This is a genomic window from Pseudomonas sp. PvP025 (genome assembly GCF_017832155.1).
Taxonomy (GTDB): Bacteria; Pseudomonadota; Gammaproteobacteria; order Pseudomonadales; family Pseudomonadaceae; genus Aquipseudomonas.
This window is the reverse complement of record NZ_JAFIBJ010000001.1, coordinates 4,852,040-4,877,456: the sequence shown is the minus strand read 5'-3', so window position 1 is coordinate 4,877,456 and position 25,417 is coordinate 4,852,040. Positions and strand designations below refer to the sequence as shown.

General features: G+C 59.8%; 26 protein-coding genes and 4 tRNA genes. 13 read left to right on the top strand and 17 right to left on the bottom strand.

What is annotated here, in order from left to right; translation table 11 throughout:
- Position 1: 1 nt before the first annotated feature.
- The gene (locus JOE32_RS21200) at positions 2 to 778 is read left to right on the top strand and encodes a TatD family hydrolase (RefSeq protein ID WP_209988508.1); all 777 of its coding nucleotides are present in this window, start codon (positions 2 to 4) and stop codon (positions 776 to 778) included.
- Here the strand turns inward: JOE32_RS21200 and JOE32_RS21195 are convergent.
- From JOE32_RS21195 to JOE32_RS21180, 4 genes are all read right to left on the bottom strand, one after another.
- Positions 725 to 1,162, bottom strand: coding sequence for a hypothetical protein (locus JOE32_RS21195; protein WP_209988505.1), 438 nt, complete (start codon positions 1,160 to 1,162; stop codon positions 725 to 727). The two genes, JOE32_RS21200 and JOE32_RS21195, sit on opposite strands and share 54 nt — an antisense overlap.
- Before the next feature lie 241 nt (positions 1,163 to 1,403).
- The gene (gene ampE / locus JOE32_RS21190) at positions 1,404 to 2,240 is read right to left on the bottom strand and encodes a regulatory signaling modulator protein AmpE (protein WP_209988502.1); all 837 of its coding nucleotides are present in this window, start codon (positions 2,238 to 2,240) and stop codon (positions 1,404 to 1,406) included.
- Complete coding sequence (ampD, locus tag JOE32_RS21185; RefSeq protein ID WP_209988499.1) at positions 2,237 to 2,800, bottom strand: 1,6-anhydro-N-acetylmuramyl-L-alanine amidase AmpD; 564 nt, start codon at positions 2,798 to 2,800, stop codon at positions 2,237 to 2,239. The genes ampE and ampD overlap by 4 nt, the downstream gene beginning before the upstream one ends.
- Before the next feature lie 61 nt (positions 2,801 to 2,861).
- Positions 2,862 to 5,012 carry a DUF1631 domain-containing protein gene (locus JOE32_RS21180; protein WP_209988496.1) on the bottom strand — a complete coding sequence of 717 codons (2,151 nt, stop codon included), beginning with the start codon at positions 5,010 to 5,012 and terminating at the stop codon, positions 2,862 to 2,864.
- Positions 5,013 to 5,247: 235 nt separating this feature from the next.
- Between JOE32_RS21180 and nadC the strand changes: the two genes are divergently transcribed.
- Entirely contained in the window at positions 5,248 to 6,096 is an 849-nt protein-coding gene (gene nadC, locus JOE32_RS21175; protein ID WP_209988493.1) for a carboxylating nicotinate-nucleotide diphosphorylase, read from the top strand.
- A 50-nt stretch (positions 6,097 to 6,146) separates the two neighbouring features.
- On the opposite strand, the gene JOE32_RS21170 is transcribed toward nadC, so the two are convergent.
- Positions 6,147 to 6,452, bottom strand: a complete 306-nt coding sequence (locus JOE32_RS21170; RefSeq protein WP_209988490.1) for a DUF6388 family protein — start codon at positions 6,450 to 6,452, stop codon at positions 6,147 to 6,149.
- A 262-nt stretch (positions 6,453 to 6,714) separates the two neighbouring features.
- Between JOE32_RS21170 and JOE32_RS21165 the strand changes: the two genes are divergently transcribed.
- Both JOE32_RS21165 and JOE32_RS21160 read left to right on the top strand, forming a co-directional pair.
- On the top strand, positions 6,715 to 7,710 hold the full coding sequence (locus JOE32_RS21165; RefSeq protein ID WP_209988488.1) for a hypothetical protein: 996 nt from the start codon (positions 6,715 to 6,717) through the stop codon (positions 7,708 to 7,710).
- A 10-nt stretch (positions 7,711 to 7,720) separates the two neighbouring features.
- Positions 7,721 to 8,272 (top strand): transferase, encoded by a 552-nt coding sequence (locus JOE32_RS21160; RefSeq protein WP_209988485.1) that lies wholly within the window; start codon positions 7,721 to 7,723, stop codon positions 8,270 to 8,272.
- Positions 8,273 to 8,283: 11 nt separating this feature from the next.
- Here JOE32_RS21160 and JOE32_RS21155 read toward each other — a convergent pair whose 3' ends face one another.
- Together JOE32_RS21155 and JOE32_RS21150 are read right to left on the bottom strand one after the other, a co-directional pair.
- Positions 8,284 to 9,693: an O-antigen ligase family protein gene (locus JOE32_RS21155; protein WP_209988482.1), complete on the bottom strand. Its 1,410-nt coding sequence runs from the start codon at positions 9,691 to 9,693 to the stop codon at positions 8,284 to 8,286.
- A gap of 3 nt (positions 9,694 to 9,696) precedes the next feature.
- Positions 9,697 to 10,110, bottom strand: a complete 414-nt coding sequence (locus tag JOE32_RS21150; protein ID WP_122456787.1) for a pilin — start codon at positions 10,108 to 10,110, stop codon at positions 9,697 to 9,699.
- Positions 10,111 to 10,311: 201 nt separating this feature from the next.
- Between JOE32_RS21150 and JOE32_RS21145 the strand changes: the two genes are divergently transcribed.
- From JOE32_RS21145 to JOE32_RS21115, 7 genes are all read left to right on the top strand, one after another.
- On the top strand, positions 10,312 to 11,520 hold the full coding sequence (locus tag JOE32_RS21145; protein WP_209988479.1) for a type II secretion system F family protein: 1,209 nt from the start codon (positions 10,312 to 10,314) through the stop codon (positions 11,518 to 11,520).
- Positions 11,517 to 12,383 carry an A24 family peptidase gene (locus JOE32_RS21140; RefSeq protein ID WP_209988476.1) on the top strand — a complete coding sequence of 289 codons (867 nt, stop codon included), beginning with the start codon at positions 11,517 to 11,519 and terminating at the stop codon, positions 12,381 to 12,383. The genes JOE32_RS21145 and JOE32_RS21140 overlap by 4 nt, the downstream gene beginning before the upstream one ends.
- Positions 12,380 to 13,003: a dephospho-CoA kinase gene (gene coaE / locus JOE32_RS21135; protein ID WP_209988473.1), complete on the top strand. Its 624-nt coding sequence runs from the start codon at positions 12,380 to 12,382 to the stop codon at positions 13,001 to 13,003. The genes JOE32_RS21140 and coaE overlap by 4 nt, the downstream gene beginning before the upstream one ends.
- Positions 13,000 to 13,200: a DNA gyrase inhibitor YacG gene (gene yacG, locus JOE32_RS21130; RefSeq protein ID WP_209988470.1), complete on the top strand. Its 201-nt coding sequence runs from the start codon at positions 13,000 to 13,002 to the stop codon at positions 13,198 to 13,200. The genes coaE and yacG overlap by 4 nt, the downstream gene beginning before the upstream one ends.
- A 55-nt stretch (positions 13,201 to 13,255) precedes the next feature.
- Positions 13,256 to 13,885: a DUF1780 domain-containing protein gene (locus JOE32_RS21125; RefSeq protein WP_209988466.1), complete on the top strand. Its 630-nt coding sequence runs from the start codon at positions 13,256 to 13,258 to the stop codon at positions 13,883 to 13,885.
- 150 nt (positions 13,886 to 14,035) lie between these two features.
- Complete coding sequence (locus JOE32_RS21120; RefSeq protein ID WP_209988463.1) at positions 14,036 to 15,334, top strand: NAD(P)/FAD-dependent oxidoreductase; 1,299 nt, start codon at positions 14,036 to 14,038, stop codon at positions 15,332 to 15,334.
- Positions 15,335 to 15,616: 282 nt separating this feature from the next.
- On the top strand, positions 15,617 to 17,032 hold the full coding sequence (locus tag JOE32_RS21115) for a PLP-dependent aminotransferase family protein (RefSeq protein ID WP_209988460.1): 1,416 nt from the start codon (positions 15,617 to 15,619) through the stop codon (positions 17,030 to 17,032).
- A gap of 9 nt (positions 17,033 to 17,041) precedes the next feature.
- Here the strand turns inward: JOE32_RS21115 and JOE32_RS21110 are convergent, their stop codons facing one another.
- The 3 genes from JOE32_RS21110 to JOE32_RS21100 are packed head-to-tail and all read right to left on the bottom strand — an operon-like array spanning position 17,042 to position 18,261.
- Positions 17,042 to 17,431, bottom strand: coding sequence for a RidA family protein (locus JOE32_RS21110; protein WP_057006952.1), 390 nt, complete (start codon positions 17,429 to 17,431; stop codon positions 17,042 to 17,044).
- Entirely contained in the window at positions 17,428 to 17,862 is a 435-nt protein-coding gene (locus JOE32_RS21105) for a thioesterase family protein (protein WP_209988457.1), read from the bottom strand. The genes JOE32_RS21110 and JOE32_RS21105 overlap by 4 nt, the downstream gene beginning before the upstream one ends.
- Before the next feature lie 21 nt (positions 17,863 to 17,883).
- Positions 17,884 to 18,261 carry a hypothetical protein gene (locus JOE32_RS21100; RefSeq protein WP_209988455.1) on the bottom strand — a complete coding sequence of 126 codons (378 nt, stop codon included), beginning with the start codon at positions 18,259 to 18,261 and terminating at the stop codon, positions 17,884 to 17,886.
- A 358-nt stretch (positions 18,262 to 18,619) separates the two neighbouring features.
- Between JOE32_RS21100 and JOE32_RS21095 the strand changes: the two genes are divergently transcribed.
- Positions 18,620 to 19,348 carry an NAD(P)-dependent oxidoreductase gene (locus JOE32_RS21095; protein ID WP_057006963.1) on the top strand — a complete coding sequence of 243 codons (729 nt, stop codon included), beginning with the start codon at positions 18,620 to 18,622 and terminating at the stop codon, positions 19,346 to 19,348.
- A gap of 92 nt (positions 19,349 to 19,440) precedes the next feature.
- On the top strand, positions 19,441 to 20,241 hold the full coding sequence (locus JOE32_RS21090) for an isocitrate lyase/phosphoenolpyruvate mutase family protein (protein ID WP_209988452.1): 801 nt from the start codon (positions 19,441 to 19,443) through the stop codon (positions 20,239 to 20,241).
- A gap of 82 nt (positions 20,242 to 20,323) precedes the next feature.
- Here the strand turns inward: JOE32_RS21090 and JOE32_RS21085 are convergent.
- The 7 genes from JOE32_RS21085 to rluD all read right to left on the bottom strand — a co-directional run bounded on the left by JOE32_RS21085 (position 20,324) and on the right by rluD (position 25,414).
- Positions 20,324 to 20,400 (bottom strand) — tRNA-Pro (locus tag JOE32_RS21085).
- 94 nt (positions 20,401 to 20,494) lie between these two features.
- Positions 20,495 to 20,570: transfer RNA gene (locus JOE32_RS21080), tRNA-Lys, on the bottom strand.
- Between the two features lie 5 nt (positions 20,571 to 20,575).
- Positions 20,576 to 20,652 (bottom strand) — tRNA-Pro (locus JOE32_RS21075).
- A 9-nt stretch (positions 20,653 to 20,661) separates the two neighbouring features.
- Positions 20,662 to 20,737, bottom strand: a tRNA-Asn gene (locus JOE32_RS21070).
- Positions 20,738 to 21,033: 296 nt separating this feature from the next.
- The gene (clpB, locus tag JOE32_RS21065; RefSeq protein ID WP_057006965.1) at positions 21,034 to 23,598 is read right to left on the bottom strand and encodes an ATP-dependent chaperone ClpB; all 2,565 of its coding nucleotides are present in this window, start codon (positions 23,596 to 23,598) and stop codon (positions 21,034 to 21,036) included.
- 131 nt (positions 23,599 to 23,729) lie between these two features.
- Entirely contained in the window at positions 23,730 to 24,455 is a 726-nt protein-coding gene (pgeF, locus tag JOE32_RS21060) for a peptidoglycan editing factor PgeF (protein ID WP_209988447.1), read from the bottom strand.
- On the bottom strand, positions 24,452 to 25,414 hold the full coding sequence (gene rluD, locus JOE32_RS21055) for a 23S rRNA pseudouridine(1911/1915/1917) synthase RluD (protein ID WP_015371141.1): 963 nt from the start codon (positions 25,412 to 25,414) through the stop codon (positions 24,452 to 24,454). Before rluD ends, pgeF begins: the two co-directional genes overlap by 4 nt.
- Positions 25,415 to 25,417: the final 3 nt, after the last annotated feature.

Genomic DNA, 25,417 nt, shown 5'->3' with positions numbered 1-25,417 from the left:
CGTGGAGCTGATCGACACCCACACCCACCTCGACTTTCCGGACTTCGACAGCGACCGCCGTGACGTCCTTGCGCATAGCCGACAGCTCGGCGTGCAGCGCATGGTGGTGCTCGGGGTGTATCAGCAGAACTGGCAGCGTGTGTGGGATATGGTGCAGACCGATGCCGGCCTGTTCGCCGCTTTTGGGCTGCACCCGGTGTACCTCGAGCAACATCGCACCGCCGACCTGACTGAACTCGGTGACTGGCTGACGCGCCTGCAAGGCCATCGGCAACTGTGCGCCGTGGGCGAGATTGGTCTCGATTACTTTCTTCAGACGCTGGACCGTGAGCGCCAGCAACCACTGTTCGAAGCCCAGTTGAAGTTGGCGGTGGACTTTCAGTTGCCAGCGCTGGTGCATGTGCGCCGCAGTCATGCTGCCGTCATCGCCACGCTCAAACGCATCCGCCTCTCGAGGGGCGGCATCATCCACGCGTTTGCCGGCAGCCTGGAAGAAGCCCGCGAATACATCAGGCTGGGCTTCAAACTGGGCCTGGGCGGCGCAGCCACCTGGCCCCAGGCCCTGCGCATGCATCGGGTGCTTGCGCAACTGCCACTGGAGGCCGTGGTGCTGGAGACGGATTCGCCGGACATGCCGCCGGCCATGTACCCAGGCCAGCGCAACAGCCCGCAGCACTTGCCCGCCATCTGCGCGGCCCTGGCCGAACGCATGGGCATCAGCCCCCTAGTGCTGGCTGAGACGAGCACACGCAATGCGCGCGAGCTGTTCAATTGGTAGCACGTGGGCCGGGCTGACCACTTGCAGCTCCAGGATCATCCGCTGCTGGTGACGGACATAACGCAACACCAGAAAATGTACCAGCACCACGCCCAACGACAGGTTCAGTTGTTCAGTGAAGCGGATGAACCCGACCCACTGCGCCACCAGCGCCGCGATCAGCGTGGCACAGGTCAGCACAATCATGCCCGGCCGCACCAGCGCCCAGTGGTCCAGGGCCTTGAACCGGCGCAACTGCCTGGGGCAACTCAACTGCAGGATGCGCTGACAGTAAGGGCAGTCGAAGGGCTCCTGGATGGCGATGGCATTCATTTGCCAGGGCTTGAGTTCAAAGGTGATGTCGCAATGGGCGCAGTGCCCCTTGATGCCGATTGCAGCGGTCATCGTCGTGCCTCCATTGGAACGTGAGTGAATGATATAAATTCTCACTCATCCTCGTCGCCAAAAGCGCCACGCGGGGAAATCAGGATATAAACCACAACGCCGGACGAAACTCCTTACAACCTTCTCTCACCTACAAAATATGGAAAGCGCCGCCAAGCTTTCGACCTGGCTCTGTCACGCAGCAAACAGAGCCTCTGTGGTTGACTGAATCAGCTCATGCCCCACCAAAAGAGGCGCTTGATCAAGGCAACACGGTCCAGATGGCGAAGCCGGCATACCACAGCACGGCGGCGCGCAGCAGCAATTCCCACAGGCGATCGAGGCTGTTGATGCCTTCTGCACCCACGGCTGGCGGCGGGATTTCGGCGGCGACCAGGCCGACTTTTTCCACCAGCTGTGCGGCGCTGATGTCCCAGCTCAGCAATTCGTGAAGCATCACCCGGCCAACCGCGACGAAGTTGCCCACCAGGGCAAAACTCGCGGCCAGCAGGCGTACCGGCACCCAGTCAAACGCATGCCGCAGTTGCCCGGCACGCTCGGCGACCTGGGGGTTCTGGCTGTGCTCACTGGCCAGGGCCAGCAGGCGATACGCCAGGGCTGCGACCGGGCCCAGCAGGAAGTACCAGAAAATCACCGCAAAAAAACTCTGGTACGCCTGCCACAGCAGGTGGCCCTGGACACGCTCCAGCAACTGCTCGCCACTGTCGGCACCCACGTTCAAATCACGTTCGGCCACATGTTCGGCGGCCTGCAAATCGCCGCGCCGCCAGGCGTCACGGAACGGGCCGAGCGCCGCCAGCAGATCGCCACGCCCGAGGCTGTAAATCAGCACCAGCAAGTGCACCGGCAGTGCCAGCAGGCCGTATGCCACTGGTTCCAGAACCAGCAACAGCAACGCCAGCAACGCGACCGGCAACAGCACCAGCACGACCAGAACCAGCCAGGGCTGCTTGCCCAGGCGCGGGTTCGCTTCCAGCCTGGCCAGCTCACGCAGCCAGCCACCATCGCGCTGCAACCGCTGACGCAGGGCCGAGAATTTCTCGATCCATACCGCCAGTACCAACACCAGGAAACTCATTGTGTGCGTTCTCCTTGCTGCAGGGCGCTGCGAAAGCGCGCCCAATCAAAAGCCGGACCGGGGTCGGTCTTGCGTCCCGGCGCGATATCGCTGTGACCCCGGATACGTTGAGGGGTGATGCCCGTGTAAGCCGCCAGCAACTGGCGCGTCAGCCTGATCAGCGATGCGTACTGGGCATCGGTGTACGGCAGGTCGTCCGTGCCTTCCAGCTCGATGCCCAGGGAAAAGTCATTGCACGTTTCACGCCCCTCAAAGCATGAGACACCGGCGTGCCAGGCCCGGTCGAGGCAGGACACAAACTGCGTCACCGCGCCGTCACGCTCAATCAGAAAATGCGCAGACACCCGTAGGTCGGCAATCCCTTCAAAGTAGGCATGTTCCGTGACATCCAGGCGATTCTGAAAAAACTCCTGCACCTTGCCGGTGCCGAACTGCGCCGGCGGCAAACTGATGTTATGCACCACCAACAGTGAGATTTCGCCTGAGGGGCGTTCGTTGAAGTTGGGCGAAGGGCAGTGACGAATGCCCTGGCACCAACCACTGACGGGGTCCAGTTGCATGCAGGATCCTTGAACGTGACTAAGTGTGACCAGTATGCCGCGTTCCACCCCGCCGTTGCGATCACTTGCCGCGATTGAGTTGGCGCAGTTTGCCGGTCACCGCAGTCAATGCACGCTCAAACAGCGGGCCATCATCCAGCAGGCGCAGAGCGTCATGCTTGAATGCCAACGCCAGTTGGCCGACGCTTTTCTCCATGACCTTGAGCCCCGAGCGGTTGACGAACACGTAACTGCCGGCAGGTGCCATGATCGCCAGCAGCTTGCAGCGCACGGGGGCTGGCCGCTCGTCCTGCCATTCGATCCAGCCTCCGATCCGCAGCTGCAACGCCTTGAGCAGATCAGGGTCGTCCGCCGGCAGGACTTCGGTGGCATCGACGGCACCGGGGCCGAGCACAAGCGGCTCACTCACCTCGATCAGTGCCTCGACACCCTCGGCCGGTGGTAGATGCAACGCCTGCAGGCGCACAAAGAAATCGCGCGTGCCGAACGGATCGAACGCTGCGCTGGTCAAGCCGTCCCGCAATGCCTTGAGCAACCCCGGCAAGTGCTCCACCAGATGCCGACCGGCCTCGGTGTCTTGCTGAAGGCTGACGCTCCAGATCAACTCGTCCATGGTGCGCAGCCCCGCCTGCCACTGCACCGACTGCTCACCATGGTTGAGGCTGGCCAATAACAACACCTGGCTCCAGGCCTGTTGCAGAAACTGCACCACGGCCTGCGGCAACACCTTGCCCATCAGCCGGCGGTTGAGCACGTCAGCCACACGCTGGCGTGCAGCATCGGCACGAATGCGCCCGTCTTCAGCGTCGTGGGTGTGTTGCTCGATCAACTCGCGGCGCCGCCGCTCCTCGGCGCGCAACGTGCTGAACTGCGTCAGCAACCGGGAAAAAATCGCCGGGTCGTCGACGTATTCATTGAGCAGGCACTGCACGGCCTGTTCGATGCGCAGGTACAAGCTGTCGCGCAGATAATCCTCGCACGGGTTCCAGCCCAGGGCCGAGGCGGCTATTTCATTGAGCAACTGCCGCGCGGGATGACTGGCGCAACTGAAAAGACGCTTGTCCAGCAACGCCACCTTCAGCATTGGGATCTGCAAGCGCGCAATCAACGCCTTGAAGGCTTCAGGCACCGCAGGGTCATTGAGCATGAATTCGAACAGCAGGGCGACCAGGTTGATCACGTCTTCGTCGGCGCCCTCCACCACGCGGGACTTGCCACTCTTGACGCTGAAGCGGGTCAACAGTTGCTCAAGCTGATTACGCAGGTCGAAATCATCCTCGGCCTGTGGCTCCGGGACGTATTGCTGCAGATGGGAAAGCAGGCGCAGCAGGTCGCGGGTGGCTATCGGCTGAGGTTCGGCGCTGGCTTCCAGGGTGGGCGCCACACTGCCGCGTACGGCCGCGAGCAACTGCTGCAGCGCAGCGAAGTCCTGCTGGCCGCTTTCATCCAGAGCCTGGTCGGTTCCTGGCAAGCTGCCTGGGGGGGCAGGCTCACTCGCCACGCATCCAGCACGACGACGGGAAGGCACACTATTGAGTTCGGGTAAAACACCGGTCGCCACCAGCAACTGATTGGCCTCGCCGTACAACAGGTCGGCGTCGCTGAGCACGTATTTTTCAAACAGCTTGAGCATGATCAGCTTGACGCGGATTTCCACGCCGAGACTGCGCCCGGCGCGCAGGAAGAACTCGCACAACAGGGCCGGGCCCAAAGGGTTCTCGCGCTCGGCCAACTGCGTACCGAGCACTGCGTTCAGACGCGCGGTCAACTGCCCGAGGGCCAGTCCATCACGGTGCCGCACCCGACCGAGCATTGCGTCGAGCGCCACGGCTTTTTCGCGGGCATCGCCAGTGGTCCCTGGCAGCGACTCGTAGGACACCACCGGCACCATTCTTGGATCACCGCTGCCCACCTGGCCTAGATGGGCAAAGGCCTGGAACAGTTGCGCCATGAAGACGCGTTCGAAATTCTTGCGCTTGAGCCGCAGGTCGCGCATGGCCTCAAAAAAGATATGGTGATCGGCGTTACTGCGGGCCTTGTCGGCCATTTCGAACAAGGTGTCGTCGGCGTTATCAAACAGCTCCTGCAAGCCGCGTTGCAACTGTTGGGCAGCCTTGTCGCGAACCTGCAGCAACACCACCGGCAGGCGCGCGAGCGGCGATGGCGTAGCCTGTGCCCTGTTGATGGGCACCACCTTTCCGTCATTGTGCATCCTGGCCTCCTGAAACGGCGGTGTAAGGGGGTAGGACGATCAGGCGGGCACCGCCGATATCCGATTATCACCGGGACGTCAAAGCTATGACGCCAATTGCAAGGCGCGGGATTATCTTGCAAATAGGGGGCGTTACGCCAGCAAACTCTGAGATTCACCGGCAAAAGAGCAGGCGGCGGTGGGTTCGGCCACGCAGTGCCCCTATAATCGGCGCACATTGTTTGTGGAGCCTGTTATGCCGAATCTCCGTCTTGCCGACCTCACCGCCGAAATCGAAGCCAACGTGCGCCGCGCACTACTGGAAGACATTGGCAGTGGCGACATCACCGCGCAGTTGATCCCGGCTGAACGGTTGGCCAAAGCCACGATCATCACCCGCGACGCGGCGGTTATCAGTGGCACGGCCTGGGTGGATGCCGTATTTCGCCAACTGGACCCGCGAGTCGCCGTGCATTGGCAGGTGGCCGACGGCGAGCGCGTCAGTCCCAATCAGGCGCTGTTCCACCTGGAGGGTCCGGCCCGCTCGCTGCTCAGCGGTGAACGGTGCGCGTTGAATTTTCTGCAACTGCTGTCAGGCGTTGCCACGCGTGCCCAGTACTTGGCGGACTTCGTCGCCAGCACCCAGGTCAAGTTGCTCGACACGCGCAAAACCCTGCCGGGCCTGCGCCTGGCGCAGAAATACGCGGTGACCTGCGGCGGCTGTCATAACCACCGCATCGGTTTGTACGACGCCTTCCTGATCAAGGAAAACCACATCGCGGCGTGCGGCGGCATTGCCCAGGCGGTTACTGCCGCGCACAGAATCGCGCCGGGCAAGCCGGTGGAAATCGAAGTGGAAAGTCTGGATGAACTGCGCGAAGCTCTCGACGCGGGAGCCGACATCATCATGCTCGATGAATTGAGCCTGGACGACATGCGTGAAGCGGTGCGCCTGAACGGCGGCAAGGCCAGGCTGGAAGCCAGCGGCGGGATCAACGAAAGCACCTTGCTGCCCATCGCCGAAACCGGGGTGGACTACATTTCGATTGGTGCGATGACCAAGGATGTGAAGGCAGTGGATTTGTCGATGCGACTGAGTATCTGACGCCGGTTTGATGCAGGAGCGAGCAAGCCCGCTCCTGCGCAGGTTCGCGTTCAGACGACCAGGTTGTTCATCTCGCAGTACTCGTCCCATTCGACACCCAGCACTTCGGCCGCCTCTTTGTGCAAAGCCAGGCGTGCGGTCTCGAACTCTTCAGATGTCGAGGTGTACTTGAGGGTCAGTTCCCAGGGCTGGAGACTCTGGCTCTCGGCCTCATCCTCGAATGCCCACTGGATCTGGTCGCGCTGATCATCAGCGCTCAGGTCCTTGATCTCTTCTTTGAGCTGCGGCGTGTCCTCAAGGTATTTTTTGAGGGCCTCTTCGTGCCGGGCTTCCTGGGTCACTTCAGTCGTGGTCATGGTGTTCTCTCAGATCTGGGAATGGAAATGCATCTGGGTCATCAAGGTTGCGCAGATACAAAAGAGCGGGCATCAATACCTGCTCGTCTGGCCTTCAGAAACCATTCTGGGATCAGCTGAAAACAGTGTTGCTGTTGAAACCGTTCGCGCGTCGGGCGCTCAGCCCGACACGCTGATCGATAATAGGCACTCTGCCGAAAGATCGCCACCCTCAGAATGTGACTGGCGAAACCTCATTCGTTCGTTGACTACCTGATGTTTCATGAGTGACGATCGAACCAAGATTCCTACGTGGAGAATGCATTTGCCCGCCGCCCCGAAGACCTTCTCACTTGCGCAGGTCCAGCACCAGCTCCGGCAAATGGGTGTTGCCTTTGTCTGCCACGGCACAGTTGCGCAAAGCGCCTTTGCATTCAAGAGCCTGCGTCAGGTTGAGCCAGGCGGGATTTACTTTTTATCGCCAGGCATTGGTCATCCGCCGCACATAACCCATTCCATTGTCCTGCGCGAAGAAGCCGATGCGTGCGGGGAAGGCAATGTGATACTCCAGGTCGATCATCCACAGCTTGTGTTTTATCGCCTGATGGAAGCCATGGTGGCAGACCGTAAAAAACGTCAGGGCATCCACCCTACCGCCGTTATTGGGGAGGATTGCGAAGTCGACCCTGCGGCTTACATAGGACCTTTCTGTGTACTGGAGGACTGTGTTGTGAAGGCAGGTGCGAACCTTCACTCCCACGTGACCGTGATGCGCGGAAGCACCATCGAAGAAAATGTCACGATTGAATCGCACTCCACTGTCGGCGCAACGGGAGCGGCCTGGATCTGGGATCCGGCCACGCGCCAAAGAGTGATTCAGCCGCAGATCGGCTACACCCGAATCATGGAAGGCGCCTTCCTCGGCACGGATGTGACCGTGGTGCGTGGTTCGGTCAACGAGACAACCATCATTGGTCAGGGGTGCGTCATCGCACACGGCAGCAAAATTGGTCATGGCTCACTGATTGGCGACGAGTGCCACTTTGCCAATAACGTATCGATTGCCGGCAACGTCACGCTCGGAAATCAGTGCTTTCTTGGCTCGGGTGCTATCGTAAGACCACAGACGCGCATAGCCGAGCGCACGGTGGTTGGCGCCGGAGCGGTAGTGGTGAAACACATCGACAAGCCCGGACTTTTAGTAATGGGTACGCCAGCCAAAACGGTGAAGTCGGCAACTGACGATCTGTCAGGTGTCCCAAAATCATTGAAAAACTAAAAGTATCGAAATGAACAATTACTCAATCGTTTCAGACAAGGCAGTAATAGGCGACGGTGTTGTGATCGGCCGATTCTGCATCATTGAAGATGATGTTGAAATCAAAGAAGGCACTGTGATCGAAGACTATGCCATGGTGCTCAAAGGCGCCAAAATCGGCAAACACACAAAAATCGGCACCTATACGAAAATCGGTCGGAATGCAGTGATTGGCGATGATTGCTCATTCACCTCATACTGTGAAATTCGAGACAACTGTCGGTTGGGCAACCGCGTACTGATGGGCAGTCGAGGCACACTTTCCGCCAACACCATTGTTGAAGATGATGTGGTGATGAAATATGCATTCGTGGTCACTGATACGCCCGACCTGACCAAAAATGACGAAAAATGCGTAGGCACACTCAAGAAAGGCTCACGCTTCGGCGCCAGCGTCGTGATCATGCCGTCTGTGACCATTGGGGAAAATGCCGAAATTGGTGCGTGCTCTCAGGTGCGCAAGGACGTGCCCGATAATCAGGTGTGGTTTGGCATACCGGCCAAGTACTATCGGGACGTTTAAAAACCGCTGCCTCAGGGCTTTGGCAGAGCAATCACGCCCTGGGCCCAGAAGCGCGGCTGCAAATGATCACCACGCCCGCCCAGATAGCTTTGCCGGGCTTGCTCCAGATGCGGAACGTCGCGGATCACCACATACACCAACAGCCCCACTGCCAGCACCGTTGCTACTTTCCATGCGCCAACAGCCAGCGGCACAGCAGCCGGCTCGGGGGCTCGCCGCACATGCAGCGCCATCAGCCAGCCCACCACCAGCGCCAGCCACACCTGCGAGTTGGGCATCACGATCACGCCATCGACCATGGACTGCGTCAGTGCACCGACCAGCGCCGCAAACAGGCATAAACGCAGAAGATCGGCACGCGTGGCAAGCACGGCACGCTCACGGATCAGGCCAATAGTGGCCCAGCCGCCCCAACCTGTGAGAATGGCCACGCACACTGCCGACGGCACTCCCCATTCACTGGCCCATTGCAAGATGGCCTGGTGAGGGTGGGCGGCAATGGGGTTGGCCACATCGGCAAAATGCATGGGCCCGAAGCCCAGCCAAGGGCGTTCGGCAATCATCTGCCAGCCCTGCCACCAGATCGGGCCACGTCCCGACAGCGACGTAGTGAGACGGTCACCGGCGGCACTGGCAATCTCGTTGCCGAAATGGTGCGCCACCAACATGAACAAACAACCGTACAGCAACAGCCCACCGCACACGCCCGCCAATTGCCAGGCTACCCAGCGCCGCCCCCAGGGGCCAAGCCACATCAGCACGGCCGCAGCGGCTGCCATGCCGAGCCATGTACCGCGGGTGCCGCCGCTGATTGCAATCAACCACCAGACACACAATAACGCCAACGCGGCCGCACGGGCCGGGCGGGAGACCTTGGGGATCAGCAGGGACAGCGCGAGCAATGGCAGGGTGAACGTCTGGAATTGACCATAGAAGCGCTTGTTGGAAAACCCGGACAGCAGCAGGTCAAGGTTGAGCAGGCGCTGACCACTGCCGAACGCGAGTATCAGCGCATACAGGTACTGCACTGACTTGATCACGCACAACATCAGCACGATCAACATCAGCGCGCTATCGATCGACTCACCGCCGTGGCGCCTGAGCGAGTTGACCGCCAGCGCAATCGCCCCACTGCAGATGAACAGCGCCACTTCGGTGAGTGCCCACAGGGGCTGATGCGCAAGCGCCGACGACACCAGGCCCACTACCATAATCAGTGCCAGGCCTGCAGCGGCATGCCGATTCACCGGCGGCTCGGGTGAAGAGACCGACAACCCGTACAGCACCGCGCACAGCCCCAGGCAGATCTGCGTGCCCCTTTGCAGGTCATGCCCGCTGAACGGCGCACAGATGCCCAGCGCCAGCAGGCACGCCATGGCGATCAGAAACAGGCTGTCGCGATGAGTGCGGGTTAGCAACACGCTTTATGCCCCTGTGACGCCACACCCTTTGGCGACGTATTTCGCCTCGGCGGTGGTCACGCACTTCCAACCTTCGGTGGCACTGCGCGTGAGAGTAATGCTCTTGCCCAGCACTGGCGCCGGGGCGTCGAGTATTTCGCAACTGATGGAGCCGATGCCGGTGGCGACATCGCCTGTCACGTCGATTCTGCAGTTGGCGGTGGGGCTGGTGCCGCCGATCAAGGCGACGGTGGGTACGGTCCCCTGATTGAGGGTATCTTCGTAGCCGGCCTTCAACGCGCTGATTTCAGCCAGCCCGGCCGTGAACTTGGCCTTGGCCTGGTGCGTGGTGTACATGGGCAGGCCAATGGTGGCCAGGATGCCGATAATTGCCACGACGATGAGCAATTCGATCAAGGTAAAGCCTTTTTGACGTATCACATTCACTCTCCAGAATAGAACCATGACAAGGCGCGTCCTGCGCCCCGCAGTCTGCAACGGCGCCAGTGTACTCATGCGCAGGCGCTCAATCGCGCCTTCGTCGCACATTCTGACATTTTGCCGCTCAGCGCGAGCCTGCCCGAGTCATTCCCCTGACTAAGCTGTAGGTCTTCAACGACCTGTGTGCGGAACCGTGACATGAACAACGCTTCAACGATGTACGACTGGGAAGGCATCAATCGCAAAGGCCGCAGGGTGTCAGGGCAGACCACGGCGCACAACCCTGCGCTGCTCAAGGCGCAATTGCGCCAGCAGGGGATCAGCCCTGGCCGCGTGCGTAAAAAGCACCCAGGGCTGCCAGGCCTCACTCAGCCGATCAAACCATCCGATATAGCGCTGTTCACCCGCCAGTTGGCCACGCTGCTCAAGGCCGGGATTGCGCTGTTGCAAGCCTTCGACATCATCAGCGAAGGCTTTGAGAATCGACAGATGCAGGCGCTGGTCAAAGGTTTGAAACAGCAGGTTGCCGCCGGTAACAGCCTGACGCAGGCGCTGCGTAAACAGCCGCGCCACTTCGATGATTTGTACTGTCATCTGATAGCGGCGGGCGAGCAGGCCGGCGCACTGGAAACCCTGCTGGAACGCGTGGCCATCCATCAGGAGAAGACTGAGCAGCTCAAGGCCAGGGTCAAAAAGGCGATGACGTATCCCATCGCCGTCATCGTGGTCGCCGGCGTCGTGTGCAGCGTGCTGCTGATCCACGTGGTGCCACAGTTCGAGCAATTGTTCGCCGGGGTCGGCGGCACGCTGCCTGGCTTTACCCAGCAGGTCATCGCGCTGTCGGCGTTCATGCAGCAAGCCTGGTGGATCATCGCGCTGGGCCTGGCGGCGGGGGTTGTTGGGCTGCGCCACGCCTGCCGCACCTCACCAGGTTTTCGTCATGGGCTGGACGCCAGTGTGTTGAAACTGCCCCTGGCAGGTACACTGCTGAAAAAATCCGCAGTCGCCCGCTACGCCCGTACGCTTTCAACCACCTTCGCGGCCGGTGTGCCGTTGGTGCAAGCCCTGGAGTCCGTGGCTGGCGCGGTGGGCAATGAGCTGTTCAAACAGGCGATAGAGCATATGCGTCACGATGTATCCACGGGCATGCAACTGCATCAGTCCATGGCAAACAGCGGGCTATTCCCGCGCATGGCGATCCAGATGACCGCCATCGGCGAAGAATCCGGCACCCTGGAGCACATGCTCGAAAAGGTCGCGAGCCACTACGAATCCGACGTGGATAACCGGGTGGACAACCTCACCAGTCTGATGGAGCCGTTGATCATGGTGGTGCTGGGCGGCATCGTCGGGGCGCTGGTGATCGCCATGTACCTGCCGGTGTTCCAGTTGGGTACGGCCTTTTGAACCTGCTATTGATCGGGCAGCCCTGGGCTTTTGTCACCTTGGCGGTGGTGCTCGGCCTTGTCGTCGGCAGTTTCCTCAATGTGCTGGTATGGCGCCTGCCAAAGATGCTCGAACGGGACTGGCGCGAGCAGGCCCGCGAGATGCTCGGCTTGCCCGTGGAGCCCGCCGCGCCGCCGTACAACCTGATGCACCCGAACTCCTGCTGCCCTCATTGCGCTCAGCCAATTCGGCCCTGGGAAAATATTCCACTGCTCAGCTACCTCATGCTCAGGGGACGCTGCGCCCATTGCCATCAACCGATCAGTGCGCGCTATCCGCTTACCGAGCTGGCATGCGCCGTGGTCTCGGCCGTGGTCGCGTGGCATTTCGGTTTCGGTTGGCAGGCCGGCGCCGTGATGCTGTTGAGCTGGGGATTGCTGGCGATGAGCCTGATTGATGTGGATCATCAATTGCTGCCGGATGTGTTGGTGCTCCCCCTGCTCTGGCTGGGACTGATCGGCAACAGCTTCGACCTGCTGGTGCCACTGCCCGAGGCGTTCTGGGGCGCAGTGTTTGGTTATATGAGTCTGTGGACGGTGTTCTGGCTGTTCAAGCTGGTGACCGGCAAGGACGGCATGGGCTACGGCGACTTCAAGCTGTTGGCGCTGCTCGGTGCCTGGGGCGGCTGGCAAATCCTGCCAATGACGCTGTTGCTTTCATCGCTGCTGGGCGTGATTACGGGGCTGATCCTGATGCGTCTGAACAAGACCCAAACCTCCACGCCGATACCGTTTGGTCCCTATCTGGCAATTGCCGGCTGGATTGCGCTGCTCTGGGGTGGTCAAATAACCGACTTCTATTTGCAGTTCGTCGGTTTCAGATGACCTCTTCTGTCGCAACACCCTGGATTCTCGGCCTCACCGGCGGCATCGGCAGCGGTAAAAGCGCGGCGGCCCAGCACTTTATCGACCTGGGCATCGATTTGGTCGACGCCGACCACGCCGCCCGCTGGGTGGTCGAGCCCGGCCGCCCGGCGCTGGCACGCATCGCCGAACACTTTGGTGACGGCGTGTTGATGCCCGACGGCAAGCTGGACCGTGCCGCGCTGCGCACGCTGATCTTTGAGGTTCCCGAACAACGTCTGTGGCTGGAAGCCCTGCTGCATCCGCTGATCGCCGAGGAAATCCGCAGCCACCTGGCGCGTGCGCAGTCCCCCTACGCCATCCTGGTATCGCCGCTGCTGATCGAATCCGGGCAGTACAGCATGACCCAGCGCATCCTGGTGATCGACGTGCCGCAATCGCTGCAGATTCAGCGTACCCTGCAGCGCGACGGCATCAGCGAGCAACAGGTGCAGGCGATTCTCAAGGCCCAATCCAGCCGCGAAGACCGCCTGAACCATGCCGATGACGTACTGGTCAATGACCAGGACCTCGCCTGGCTGCACGCCGAGGTCGAGCGACTGCACCACTTTTACCTTACTTTGCGTGGAGGCCGATCATGAGCCAACCCTTGACCGTCGACTGCCCAACCTGCGGCGCCCCCGTGGAATGGAATGCGACCAACCTCAACCGGCCGTTCTGCTCGGACCGCTGCAAACTCATCGACCTGGGCGCCTGGGCTGCCGAAGAGCACAAGATTCCGGTGGCGCCGGACGCCGAAGACGAGCTGTTCTCCGAGGATCTGACGCCGCGACACTGAGGTCGTATAAAGGTGGGACTTCCTGAGGTCATCGTTTGAACGCTAAGCTGCAGGCATGGACGACTCAGATTATTTGCGCCTGCTCACCGTGGCGGCCGAACAAGCCAATGCTTTCCTGTCCAATGCGCGCAAATGGGAGCGTGAGCGTTGGGTCTGCCAGCGCCTGCTGCAAGGCCTGAACGTGCCCTTCCGTGCCGAAGAGTTTCACGCCGCCGGGCAGGAACCGCCGGACGTGCTATTTCGCGACGCCAGTTTCGAGGTGTTCTTCGTGCTCGATGAGGGACGCCGTCTTAACGATGAGTGGCGCGATGAATTGCTGCGCAGGCGCAGTGCGTTTTCCCTCAGCCAATTGGTGCGGCGCGAAGCCAAGCCACGACGCATTCCCGCCCATGAGTTCCTGCTGCGTCTGGCGCCAACGTTGCGCAAAAAAGCGCATAACTATAAAGAGCGCGGCATGGACCTGGGCGAACTGGATATCGTCGCGTTCACCAGCCTCAAGCGCGAAGTGCTGGACCTCAATAGCCATTTCCCTCCGCCTACCGAATACCTGCGCCAGGGCTGGCGCTCACTGTCGCTGGTAGGGCCGACGTTTGCACGCGTACTGTTCGCCCACCCGAACGCCCCGGATTTCTTGCGCAACAATCTGGGGCGCAGCATAGTGTTCGATGTGGGCATCAGCCTCTGAGACCGCGCCTGTAACGTGGCGCCCGTTTGCAACGTCTACCAGACGAGGCTCGTATGCCCAGCCGCCTTTTTGAGTTACCTGACGCTATGAGCTGCCTGGCGCTCGCGAGGGTAACGGCTCCGATTTCCTTTAGCCTTGCGAGATATCCCCATGACCCATCGTATCATCATCGTCGGCGGCGGCGCCGGCGGCCTGGAGTTGGCTACCCGCCTGGGTAAGACTCTGGGCAAGCGCGGTACTGCCAGCGTCACACTGGTGGATACCAACCTGACCCATATCTGGAAACCGCTGCTGCATGAAGTGGCTGCCGGCTCCCTGAACTCTTCGGAGGACGAACTCAATTACGTCGCCCAGGCCAAATGGAATCACTTCGAGTTCCAACTGGGCCGCATGAGCGGGCTGGACCGTGAGCAGAAGAAAATCCAGCTGGCTGCCACCCTCGACGAAGAAGGTCGCGAACTGGTGCCGGCACGGGTGCTGGGCTATGACAGCCTGGTGATTGCAGTGGGCAGCACCACCAACGATTTCGGCACCGAGGGCGCGGCGCAGCACTGTTTGTTTCTCGACACTCGCAAACAGGCCGAGCGTTTCCACCAGCAGTTGCTCAATCACTACCTGCGCGCCCATGCCGGGCAGACCGATGCCGTTGAGCAGATCAGCGTGGCCATCGTTGGCGCCGGCGCCACGGGAGTGGAGCTGGCCGCCGAGCTGCATAACGCCGCCCATGAACTGGCCGCCTATGGCCTGGACCGCATCAAACCGGAAAACATGCACATCACCCTGATCGAAGCAGGGCCGCGAGTGTTGCCGGCGCTGCCGGAACGCATCGGCGCGCCTGTGCATAAAACCCTGGAGAAGCTCGGCGTGACGGTGCTGACCAATGCAGCGGTGAGCGAAGTGACCGCTGACGCATTGATCACCAGCAGCGGCCAGGCGATTCCCGCAAGCCTCAAGGTGTGGGCAGCCGGCATTCGCGCACCGGCCTTCCTCAAGGAGATTGATGGGCTGGAGACCAACCGCATCAACCAGTTGCAAGTATTGCCAACCTTGCAGACCACCCGCGATGAAAACATCTTCGCCTTCGGTGACTGCGCCGCCTGTCCGCAACCGGGCACCGACCGCAACGTGCCGCCCCGTGCGCAAGCAGCGCACCAGCAGGCGTCGTTGCTGGCCAAATCGTTGAAGCTACGCATCGAAGGCAAGGATCTGCCCCACTACACATACACCGACTACGGTTCGCTGATCTCGCTGTCGCGGTTTTCGGCGGTGGGTAACCTGATGGGCAACCTGACCGGCAGCGTGATGCTGGAGGGCTGGCTGGCGCGCATGTTCTATGTGTCTCTGTACCGCATGCACCAGGTGGCACTGTATGGGTTCTTTCGTACAGCGATGTTGATGCTGGGCAGCAAGATCGGGCGGGGCACGGAGCCGCGCTTGAAGCTGCACTGACGTTATCCGCACAGGAGCGAGCTTGCTCGCTCTCTGCCCGCTAATGCCCTGCTGAAGGCTAGAATGGTTCAATACAGGCGACGACCGGCGGGAATAATGCGCCTTAAGCGCCATTCTTATTCGATAAAGCTATAAAAAAACAGAAGTTGCGCACTTTAGATCGTAATAATAAGATACAATTCACGGGTTTCGTTATCGCTCGACATCCGTGCCCACGCGGATTTTGTGAGCCCGAAACGGGTCGGACATGGGCGGCAATCGGCAGAGTTAATAAGGCAGATCATGGAAAGACCAAGCCTGTATAGACAAGTTTATTCCAGAATCGCCCGATCCATTTACCAGGAGACTTTAAGACCTGGGCAGCGAGTTCCCTCCATACGTTCGCTGGCAAGCGAGTTGAACGTGTCAAGGAACACCGTTGAAATTGCCTACAACATGCTCATGAGCGATGGATATCTGGAAGCCCGCGGTCAGGCGGGCACCTACGTTTCAACAACGCCCTCCATAAGAAAACCCCAGCAGGGACACCCCCAAACTTCAAAGCCACTCATAAAGAGTACCGGCCCTGGCGCGCGGCATGAAAAGGCAGTGCCAAACAGCCCACTCTTTTATCAGTTGGGTTTACCGGCACTGGACCTGTTCCCGCACAAGTTGTGGTCCAGTTTGAGCGCCAGGCAAATGCGGCTGCAGAACAGGATGCTCAACTATCCAACCCCGACAGGCTATCAACCGCTCAGAGACAGCGTATGCGCCTACCTTCAACTATCGAGGGGAGTGGATTGTTCGCCGGAGCAGGTATTCATCACGGCGGGCTATCAAGGCGCACTCAGACTGGTAGGCCGCACGCTGATAAAACCCGAGGACGAGGTGTGGATAGAAGATCCGTGTTTCCCGCCTAACCGTCACTTGCTGACGCAGATGGGCGCCAAACTTGTACCCGTACGCGTGGACGAAGAGGGCCTCAGAGTGGAGGACGGAAAAGCCCGCGCCCTGCATGCGAAGTTCGCACTGGTCACACCCGCACATCAAAGTCCGCTCGGCGTCACGTTATCCCTTAAACGGCGATTTGAACTATTGGCATGGGCCACTCACAACGACGCCTACATCATTGAAGACGACTATGACAGTGAATATTGCTATGACGCGCGGCCGCTGCCGGCACTGTCCAGCCTGGACGCGAATGGCAAGGTGCTGTACCTGGGTACATTCAGCAAAGTGCTGAGTCCGTCATTAAGGCTTGGTTATCTCGTCGTTCCCAAAAAGCTGGTTTCAATATTTGAAAATGCGTGCCATCAACTCAACGATGGCTGTCCATTGTTGAGCCAGGCTGTAGTCGCCGAATTCATGCAAAATGGTTATTTCGCCCGACACTTGCGCAAGATGCGAGCGGCTTACTCACAACGAAGAACCCTGGTAATCGACAGCCTCACGGCAGAGTTTGGCGGGCGAGCAACGTTCAGCGCCCCGGCGACAGGATTGCATCTCCTGGCCAGGCTCGCTCCGGAAGACGACGACCAACTGATGGCGCAGCGTGCCCGTGACCACCAGTTCGGCATAGCGTCATTGTCGGCACGCAGCATCGAACATGATTGTGGAAAAGGGCTGCTATTGGGATTTGCCAATATCGCTACGCCGGAGCAGGCCGCCAGTCTGGCTCGACAACTGCGCTTGAGTGTGGAGCCACACCGGCAACGTTGATGACCCGCGTTAGTCAGGAATAACCGCCATGGCCTCAATCTGCACTTTGGCGCCCTCCACCATCAAACCTTGCACCTGGAAAGCGCTCATGGGTGGGTAATGCCCTATTAACGTCTTGTAAACGAGCCCTACTTCACGACCTTCGGAAAAATAGGCATCCCGATCACTGACATACCAGGTGAGACGAACCAGATGCTCCGGACGAGCGCCCGCCTCTGCCAGCACCGTGACTATGTTACGCAGCGCCTGTATCGCCTGCTCTGCGTACCGATCACTGACCAGACGGCTCTGAGCGTCCCAGCCGAACTGGCCAGACAGGCAAATCAGCGTCCCGCGGGCGACAATACCGTTTGCGTAGCCACGCGGACGATCCCAGCCGGGTGGTTGAAGGATATTCATAAGGCACCCTCGGCCACGGGAATAAAGTGACCCAGCGAACGGCGAATATCTGCCGGTATTGGCGTGGACGTTCCGTCCGTCAAGCAGGTTTGGACCATCGTTTGTTGGCTGCGCATGCGCAAAGCGCCGTTGACATGCCCTTCGATAACAACAGTCAACGAGCTTCGACCCAGGCGCTCAACGCGTAAATCAAATGTCAGCTGGTCTCCATGACGCGAGGGCGCTGTAACTTCACAGTTCAGTTTTACCAGCGGAAGTCCCAACTGGCGCTTACCGATAAGGTCAGAGAAATCGATGTTCAAGCCTTCGGTAAACCAGTCCTCCACAAGCCAGTTTGTTAACACCAGATATTGGGGAAAGTAAACGATGCCTGCCGGGTCGCAGTGTTGAAAACGGATCAGATAGGTTTTGGAGAAATGCGGATTTTCCATGATGTGTTCCACGGGGTCTGTTCAGGCAACAGTGCGAAGGGCCTGACCCTGCGCAACCTGTTGGAGGTAATTTGCCGACATCGTCATGCCGGTTGGCGTCATCAATGACTCGGGGTGAAACTGCAGGCCATAAATGGGCAGTTCCCTGTGACGCAGCGCCATAATTTCGCCCCGCTTGCCGTCCTGATCCAGGACGTGTGCCGTCGCCACCAACTCACTCGGCAACTCGCCGGCAACTAACGAGTGATACCTCGCCACTTGCAACTCTGTCGGCAATCCCTCGAACAGATCGCGTCCGTCATGACAGATACGCGACACCTTGCCATGTAACACCTCGCGGGCACGGCGCACTTCGCCGCCAAAAGCCGAATCGATCGGCAACCGCAGAAAGGAATGCACTGGCTAATGCGACACGGGCAAGGATCAGCGCGAATTTCCAGGAGGGGTATACGGGCATGTCAGCTTCTCATTCTTGACTGGTCGTCCGATTCAGACGCCAGGGTGTCTTCGATGCGGCGACTGTAGGCCGATCTACCTGGCCGTTTAAGGGACAAGATTCGACAACTGGAACACGACAAGAAATCGAATTTGAAACAAGGCTGGGCGCCCGCAGCCTCGGGACTGACAACTCTTGTCATGGGCTGTTTTACGTTTTTTGCCCCTAGGAGAATCACTCACAGCAGCTAGGATGGTTGTCTCTGAAGTGTTGGCCGCAGGCCTGCTTCGTTCCCGATGAATGCTCAAAGAGGTAATTGCAATGTCGCGTAAAGTTCTGGTCGCAGGCGCATCCGGTGTCATCGGTACCGCCTTGATCAAGTTGTTGGTCGAGGCGCAATTCGAGGTGTACGGCACCACGCGTCACAGCGAGAAAGTGAAGGACATCGAAGCGGCAGGTGCAACGGCGGTGGTCGTTGACGTTTACGACGCGAAACGCCTGGAGGAAGCGTTGATTGGCATACAGCCCTGGGGGGTCGTGCATCAACTTACGGATCTGCCACGCGGGCTGAGTCCCGAGCTGATGGCCAAGGCCGTGGAAAACAACGCACGCATCCGCACCGAAGGGACGCACAATCTGGTGGCTGCGGCAAAGGCCGCGGGTGCCAGTCGCCTGGTCGCCCAAAGCATTGCCTGGGCCTACTGCCCAGGCGAAACGCCCTATCTGGAAACCCATCCCCTGGACGTAGAGGCCGAGGGTGCCCGCCGCATAAGTGTGGGAGGCGTGGCAGCATTGGAACATCAGGTACTGAGCGAACCCACACTGCATGGCACGGTTCTGCGTTATGGCCAACTGTACGGGCCCGGCACCGGCACGGATGAGCCCAGCGGTGCAAGTCCCGTGCATGTAAACGCCGCAGCGCGCGCCGCCTTGCTGGCCTTGCAGACAGAGGAAGGGGGTATTTTCAACATTACCGAGGACAATCCAACCGTCAGCAACGAGAAAGCCAAGCGCGTGCTGGGCTGGTCTGCCGAGGTGATAAAGGCTTGATCCTCACAGGTGCGGCGGACGTAAGGACAGCGCCCGCGTCCACCCGCGCCGCCAACACCAATGACCCGTAAAGCTGCACGGAGGTACATAACATGACGTCACTGGACACTGTTTTTCATGATTTGCACAACCAGGGCCTACTGATTCTGGCCAACGTAAGCGACGCAGGTGGCGCACGGATTGTGGAGTCACTGGGCGCTGCAGCAATCGCCACCACCAGTGCCGGTATGGCATGGTCGAATGGCTACGCAGACGGCAATCAGCTCCCTCTGGCACTGTTGGCCGCCAACGTTGAGTCCATGACGCGGGTGCTGCGTGTGCCGCTGACCGTGGACATCGAAGGCGGATACTCCGACGACCTGCAACACGTTGCACACGTCATCGATGCCGTTGTCGCGGCAGGTGCGGTGGGGATCAATATTGAAGATGGCGTTGGGCCGCCCGAGCAACTGGTGCGCAAAATAAATGTCGTCAGGGAGGTAGCCGAAAAACGCGGCGTTAACTTGTTTGTGAATGCGCGCAGCGATGTTTACCTGAAAAACCTTTTGCCCAATGATCGAAAGCTCGAAGAGATCATCAGGCGTGCTGCGCTTTATGCAGAAGCGGGCGCCAATGGCTTGTTCGCCGTCGGGATGCTCGACCCGGCCGAGATAGGGATCCTGTGCAAAGAATTGAGCCTGCCCGTGAATCTTTTGGCGCGTGACGCCCTGCCCCCGCCGGATGAGCTGGCGCGTCTGGGCGTCAGGCGCTTGAGTGCAGGCTCAAGCATCGCGGAATTTCTATACGGAGCAATGGAAGGACTCGCGCGCTCATTTCAGGAACGCGGCAGGCTGGATACGCAGGCACTGAAGGGTTTCACGTATGGGGAGCTGAACGGCTTGATGCCTGAATAGAAAACCCTGGCAGCATCAATTCCCAACTGCCAGATTCAGAGCAAAAAAAAGGCGCCTCATGGAGGCGCCTTTTTTCTAAATATGGTCGGGGTAAGGGGATTCGAACTCCTGACATCCTGCTCCCAAAGCAGGCGCGCTACCGGACTGCGCTATACCCCGGTAAAAAAAAGGCGACCTTTCAGTCGCCTTCTTCGATCAGCGCTTTTGGCCTCTGATCTTAAGATTCGATTCCAGCGCTAACTGGTCTCAAAAATGGTGGGTCGTGTGGGATTCGAACCTACGACCAATTGGTTAAAAGCCAACTGCTCTACCAACTGAGCTAACGACCCAAATATGGTCGGGGTAGGGGGATTCGAACTCCCGACATCCTGCTCCCAAAGCAGGCGCGCTACCGGACTGCGCTATACCCCGGTTTGAAATTGGCTCCGTGACCAGGACTCGAACCTGGGACCCAATGATTAACAGTCATTTGCTCTACCGACTGAGCTATCACGGAACTGAATATTTCAAATTTTACTGCGGTGTAACTTCCTCTTCAGCCCCGTCCGTATCGCTACGTTAGTGCCTCTGAGGCGCGCTATTCTACAATCTTAAAAACCTCTGTCAACCCTTTAAATTGCTTTCAAGACAAGGATTTGCGCTTCTTTCTGATTTCTTCCTGGGGGGAAGAAACCCGTGGGCTGACATTGCTGCGGGGCGCACTTTACAAGCCTTTGCCTTACAGTTCAACGCCCTATCGAAAAAAAAGGCCCCGCAATGCGGGGCCTCTCTTTATTTGCGTACAGACCGGGCTTAATGGAAAACGATTTCGTCGTTCTCCACCGTCGCCTCGACGCTGGTGCCCGGCATGAAGCTGCCCGACAGGATCAACTGCGCCAGCGGGTTCTCGATCCAGCGCTGGATGGCGCGTTTGAGCGGCCGCGCGCCATACACGGGGTCGTAACCGACCGCGATCAGCTTGTCCAACGCCTCTCGGCTCAGCTCCAGCGACAGTTCTCGCTCGGCCAGACGTCCACGCAGGCGCCCCAGTTGGATCTCGGTAATGCCCGCGATCTGATCCCGCGCCAATGGCTCGAAGATCACCACCTCATCGACCCGGTTGATAAATTCCGGACGGAAGTGTGTGGTCAAGGCATCCATGACCGCCGCACGCTGGGCTTCGCGATCACCCACCAATTCCTGGATCTGCGCCGAGCCCAGGTTGGAGGTCATCACGATCACCGTGTTGCGAAAGTCCACGGTACGCCCATGACTGTCGGTCAGGCGACCGTCTTCGAGCACTTGCAGCAGGATGTTGAACACATCCGGATGCGCCTTCTCGACCTCATCCAGCAGGATCACCGAGTAAGGCTTGCGCCGCACGGCTTCGGTCAGGTAACCGCCCTCTTCATAGCCGACATAGCCTGGCGGTGCGCCGATCAGGCGCGCCACCGAATGTTTCTCCATGAACTCGGACATGTCGATACGCACCATGGCCTCTTCGGTATCGAACAGGAACTCCGCCAGCGCCTTGCACAGCTCGGTCTTGCCCACACCGGTCGGGCCCAGGAACATGAATGAGCCGCTCGGACGGTTCGGATCGGACAACCCGGCGCGCGAACGCCGTACCGCGTTGGAGACCGCCACCACCGCCTCGTCCTGACCGATGACGCGCTGGTGCAACAGGTGCTCCATCTTCAGCAACTTGTCGCGCTCGCCTTCGAGCATTTTCGATACCGGGATACCGGTCCACTTCGAGACGACTTCAGCGATTTCTTCCTCGGTCACCTTGCTGCGCAGCAACTGGTTCTCGGACTTGCCGTGCTGGTCGACCATCTGCAGGCTGCGCTCCAGGTCCGGGATCACCCCGTACTGCAACTCGGCCATGCGGTTCAGGTCGCCTTTGCGGCGCGCAGCTTCCAGTTCCTGGCGTGACTGCTCGATCTTTTGCTGGATCTGCGCAGAGCCCTGCACTTCGGCTTTTTCCGAGGTCCAGATTTCTTCGAGGTCTGAATACTCGCGCTCCAGGCGCTGGATTTCTTCCTGGAGTTTTTCCAGGCGTTTCTTCGCAGCGTCGTCTTCTTCTTTCTTCAGGGCCTGGGATTCGACTTTCAGTTGAATCAAGCGCCGGTCCAGACGGTCGAGTACCTCCGGCTTGGAGTCGATCTCCATGCGAATGCGGCTGGCCGCTTCATCGATCAGGTCGATGGCCTTGTCCGGCAACTGCCGGTCGGTGATATAGCGATGGCTCAACTTGGCCGCCGCAATGATCGCGCCGTCGGTGATCGCCACCTTGTGATGCACCTCGTAACGCTCTTTAAGGCCACGCAGGATTGCGATGGTGTCCTCTTCGCTCGGCTCCTCCACCAGCACTTTCTGGAAACGCCGCTCAAGGGCCGCGTCCTTTTCAATGTACTGGCGGTATTCGTTGAGCGTGGTTGCCCCGACGCAGTGCAACTCGCCGCGCGCCAACGCCGGCTTGAGCATGTTGCCGGCGTCCATGGAGCCCTCGCCCTTACCGGCGCCGACCATGGTGTGCAGTTCGTCGATAAACAGAATGATCTGCCCTTCCTGCTTCGACAGTTCGTTGAGCAGGGATTTCAGGCGCTCTTCGAACTCGCCACGGAACTTGGCGCCGGCGATCAGCGAGCCCATGTCCAGCGACAACAGGCGCTTGCCCTTGAGGCCGTCCGGCACCTCGCCATTGATGATGCGCTGGGCCAGGCCTTCGGCAATCGCGGTTTTACCCACGCCAGGCTCGCCGATCAGCACCGGGTTGTTCTTGGTGCGGCGTTGCAAGACCTGAATGGTGCGACGGATCTCGTCATCACGGCCGATCACCGGGTCGAGCTTGCCCTCTTCGGCGCGCTTGGTCAGGTCGACAGTGTATTTGTCCAGGGCCTGACGCGACTCCTCATGATTGGGGTCGTTGACCGCATCGCCGCCACGCAGGTTGTTGATGGCATTTTCCAGGGCCTTCTTGCTCACGCCCTGCCCCAGCAACAACTTGCCGAGCTTGCTGTTCTCGTCCATGGCGGCGAGCAGCACCAGTTCGCTGGAGATGAACTGGTCGCCTTTCTGCTGGGCCAGGCGATCAGCCTGGTTGAGCAGGCGTGCCAGGTCCTGGGACATATTCACGTCGCCAGTGGGGTTCTGGATTTTTGGCAGTTGGTCGAGCTCTTTGCTCAGCTCCTTGCGCAGGCTGTTGACGTCAAAGCCCACCTGCATCAACAAGGGCTTGATAGAACCACCTTGTTGTTCCAGGAGTGCCTGCATCAGATGAGCAGGCTCAATCGCCGGATGGTCGAGGCCGACCGCCAGAGATTGGGAGTCCGATAAAGCCAACTGTAATTTGCTGGTTAAACGATCAATACGCATTAGTCACCTTCCTTTTGAGCAGGCCGGAGCTGTAAACACATCCTGAATGAAGAAACCTGCCAGATACCCTTATAGATGGGGTGGATTCTGGAAGATTCAAGCGGGCGACACGTGACGTGGATCAGGAGAGTCTAGCGTTCAAGCCAGATAAGGGAGGCAAATCGGCCGGTGCGAGGGCTGCGACGGTAGGAGAAGAAACGCGGGTCGGTCACGGTGCAAAAACCGCCGCCGTAGACCGCTGTTACGCCCCGAGCAGCAAGGCGCATTCGGGCCAGTTCGTAGATGTCGGCCATGAACTTGCCGGGATTGCGACTGGGTACAAAGGCTCGTTCGGTGATCGGCAGTTGGTGCATGAACGCTTCGCGCACCTCCGGCCCCACTTCAAAGGCTTGCGGGCCGATTGCCGGACCGAGCCAGACCAATACGTCGGCCGGCTCGGTGGCCAGGCTTTCGACCGCCGCCTCCAACACGCCAGCCGCCAAGCCACGCCAACCGGCGTGGGCCGCCGCGACACGGGTGCCGGCGCGATTGCACAACAACGCCGGCAAGCAGTCGGCGGTCATGGCCGTGCAGGCGATACCCGGCGTGCTGGTCCAACTGCCATCGGCTTCGGCAATGCGACCAGGGTCTGCCTCGACCACGCTAACCCCATGGACCTGGCGTAACCAGGCCGGCTCGATAGCGAAGGCATCGGTAAGGCGCCGCCGATTTTCCAGTACGGCGTCTAGAACGTCGTCGACATGATCGCCCAGATTGAGGCTGTCGAACGGCGCCAGACTGACGCCGCCCGCCCGGGTGGTAACGCAGGCTTTAACCTGAGACGGCGCAGGCCAGTCAGGAATCAGCCAGTCACTCATCCGACAAACGCCTCGCGATCCTGCTTGAGCAACGACAACAACCAGACCAGATCGTCTGGAAGCGGCGATTCCCAGCTCATCCGCTTACCGCTCGTCGGATGATCCAGCTCCAGGAAGCGGGCATGCAGTGCCTGGCGCGGGAAAGTTTTCAGCGATTCAACCATGGTCTGGCTCGCCGCAGGAGGGATGCGGAAGCGACCGCCGTAGGCCGGATCACCGACCAACGGGAAGTTGATATGGGCCATATGCACGCGAATCTGGTGGGTACGCCCGGTTTCCAGCTTCACCCGCACATGGGTGTGGGAGCGGAAACGCTCCAGCACGCGGTAGTGGCTGACGGCCTGCTTGCCGCCTTCCATGACCGCCATGCGCTGGCGCTGCTGGCCGTGGCGACCGATGGGCGCGTTGATCTTGCCGCCCGCCACCACCACACCGATCACGATGCATTCGTAGATCCGGCTGACGCTGCGGCTCTGCAATTGAGTAACAAGCTGCGTCTGCGCCTGGATGGTCTTGGCCACCACCATCAGGCCGGTGGTGTCCTTGTCCAGGCGGTGCACGATGCCGCAGCGCGGGACGTTGACGATGTCCGGCACGTGGTGCAGCAAGGCATTGAGCAAGGTGCCATCAGCGTGCCCGGCGGCCGGATGAACCACCAGGCCTGCGGGTTTGTTGATGACCAGGATGTCGTCATCTTCATAGACGATATCCAGCTCGATGTCCTGGGCGACCCATTCTCCCTGGGCTTCCTGCTCGGCAGTCAGCTCAAGAATCGCACCGCCATGGACTATGTCTCGCGGGCGGATAACCGCTCCATCCACAGTCAGGCGGCCGTCTTTGATCCAGGCGGAAAGGCGCGAGCGCGAGTGCTCAGCGAATAATTGTGCGGCGACTTGATCGAGGCGTTGGCCGCCCAATTCGGACGGCACCTCTGCGCGAAGTTCAATTTTATCGGACATGCT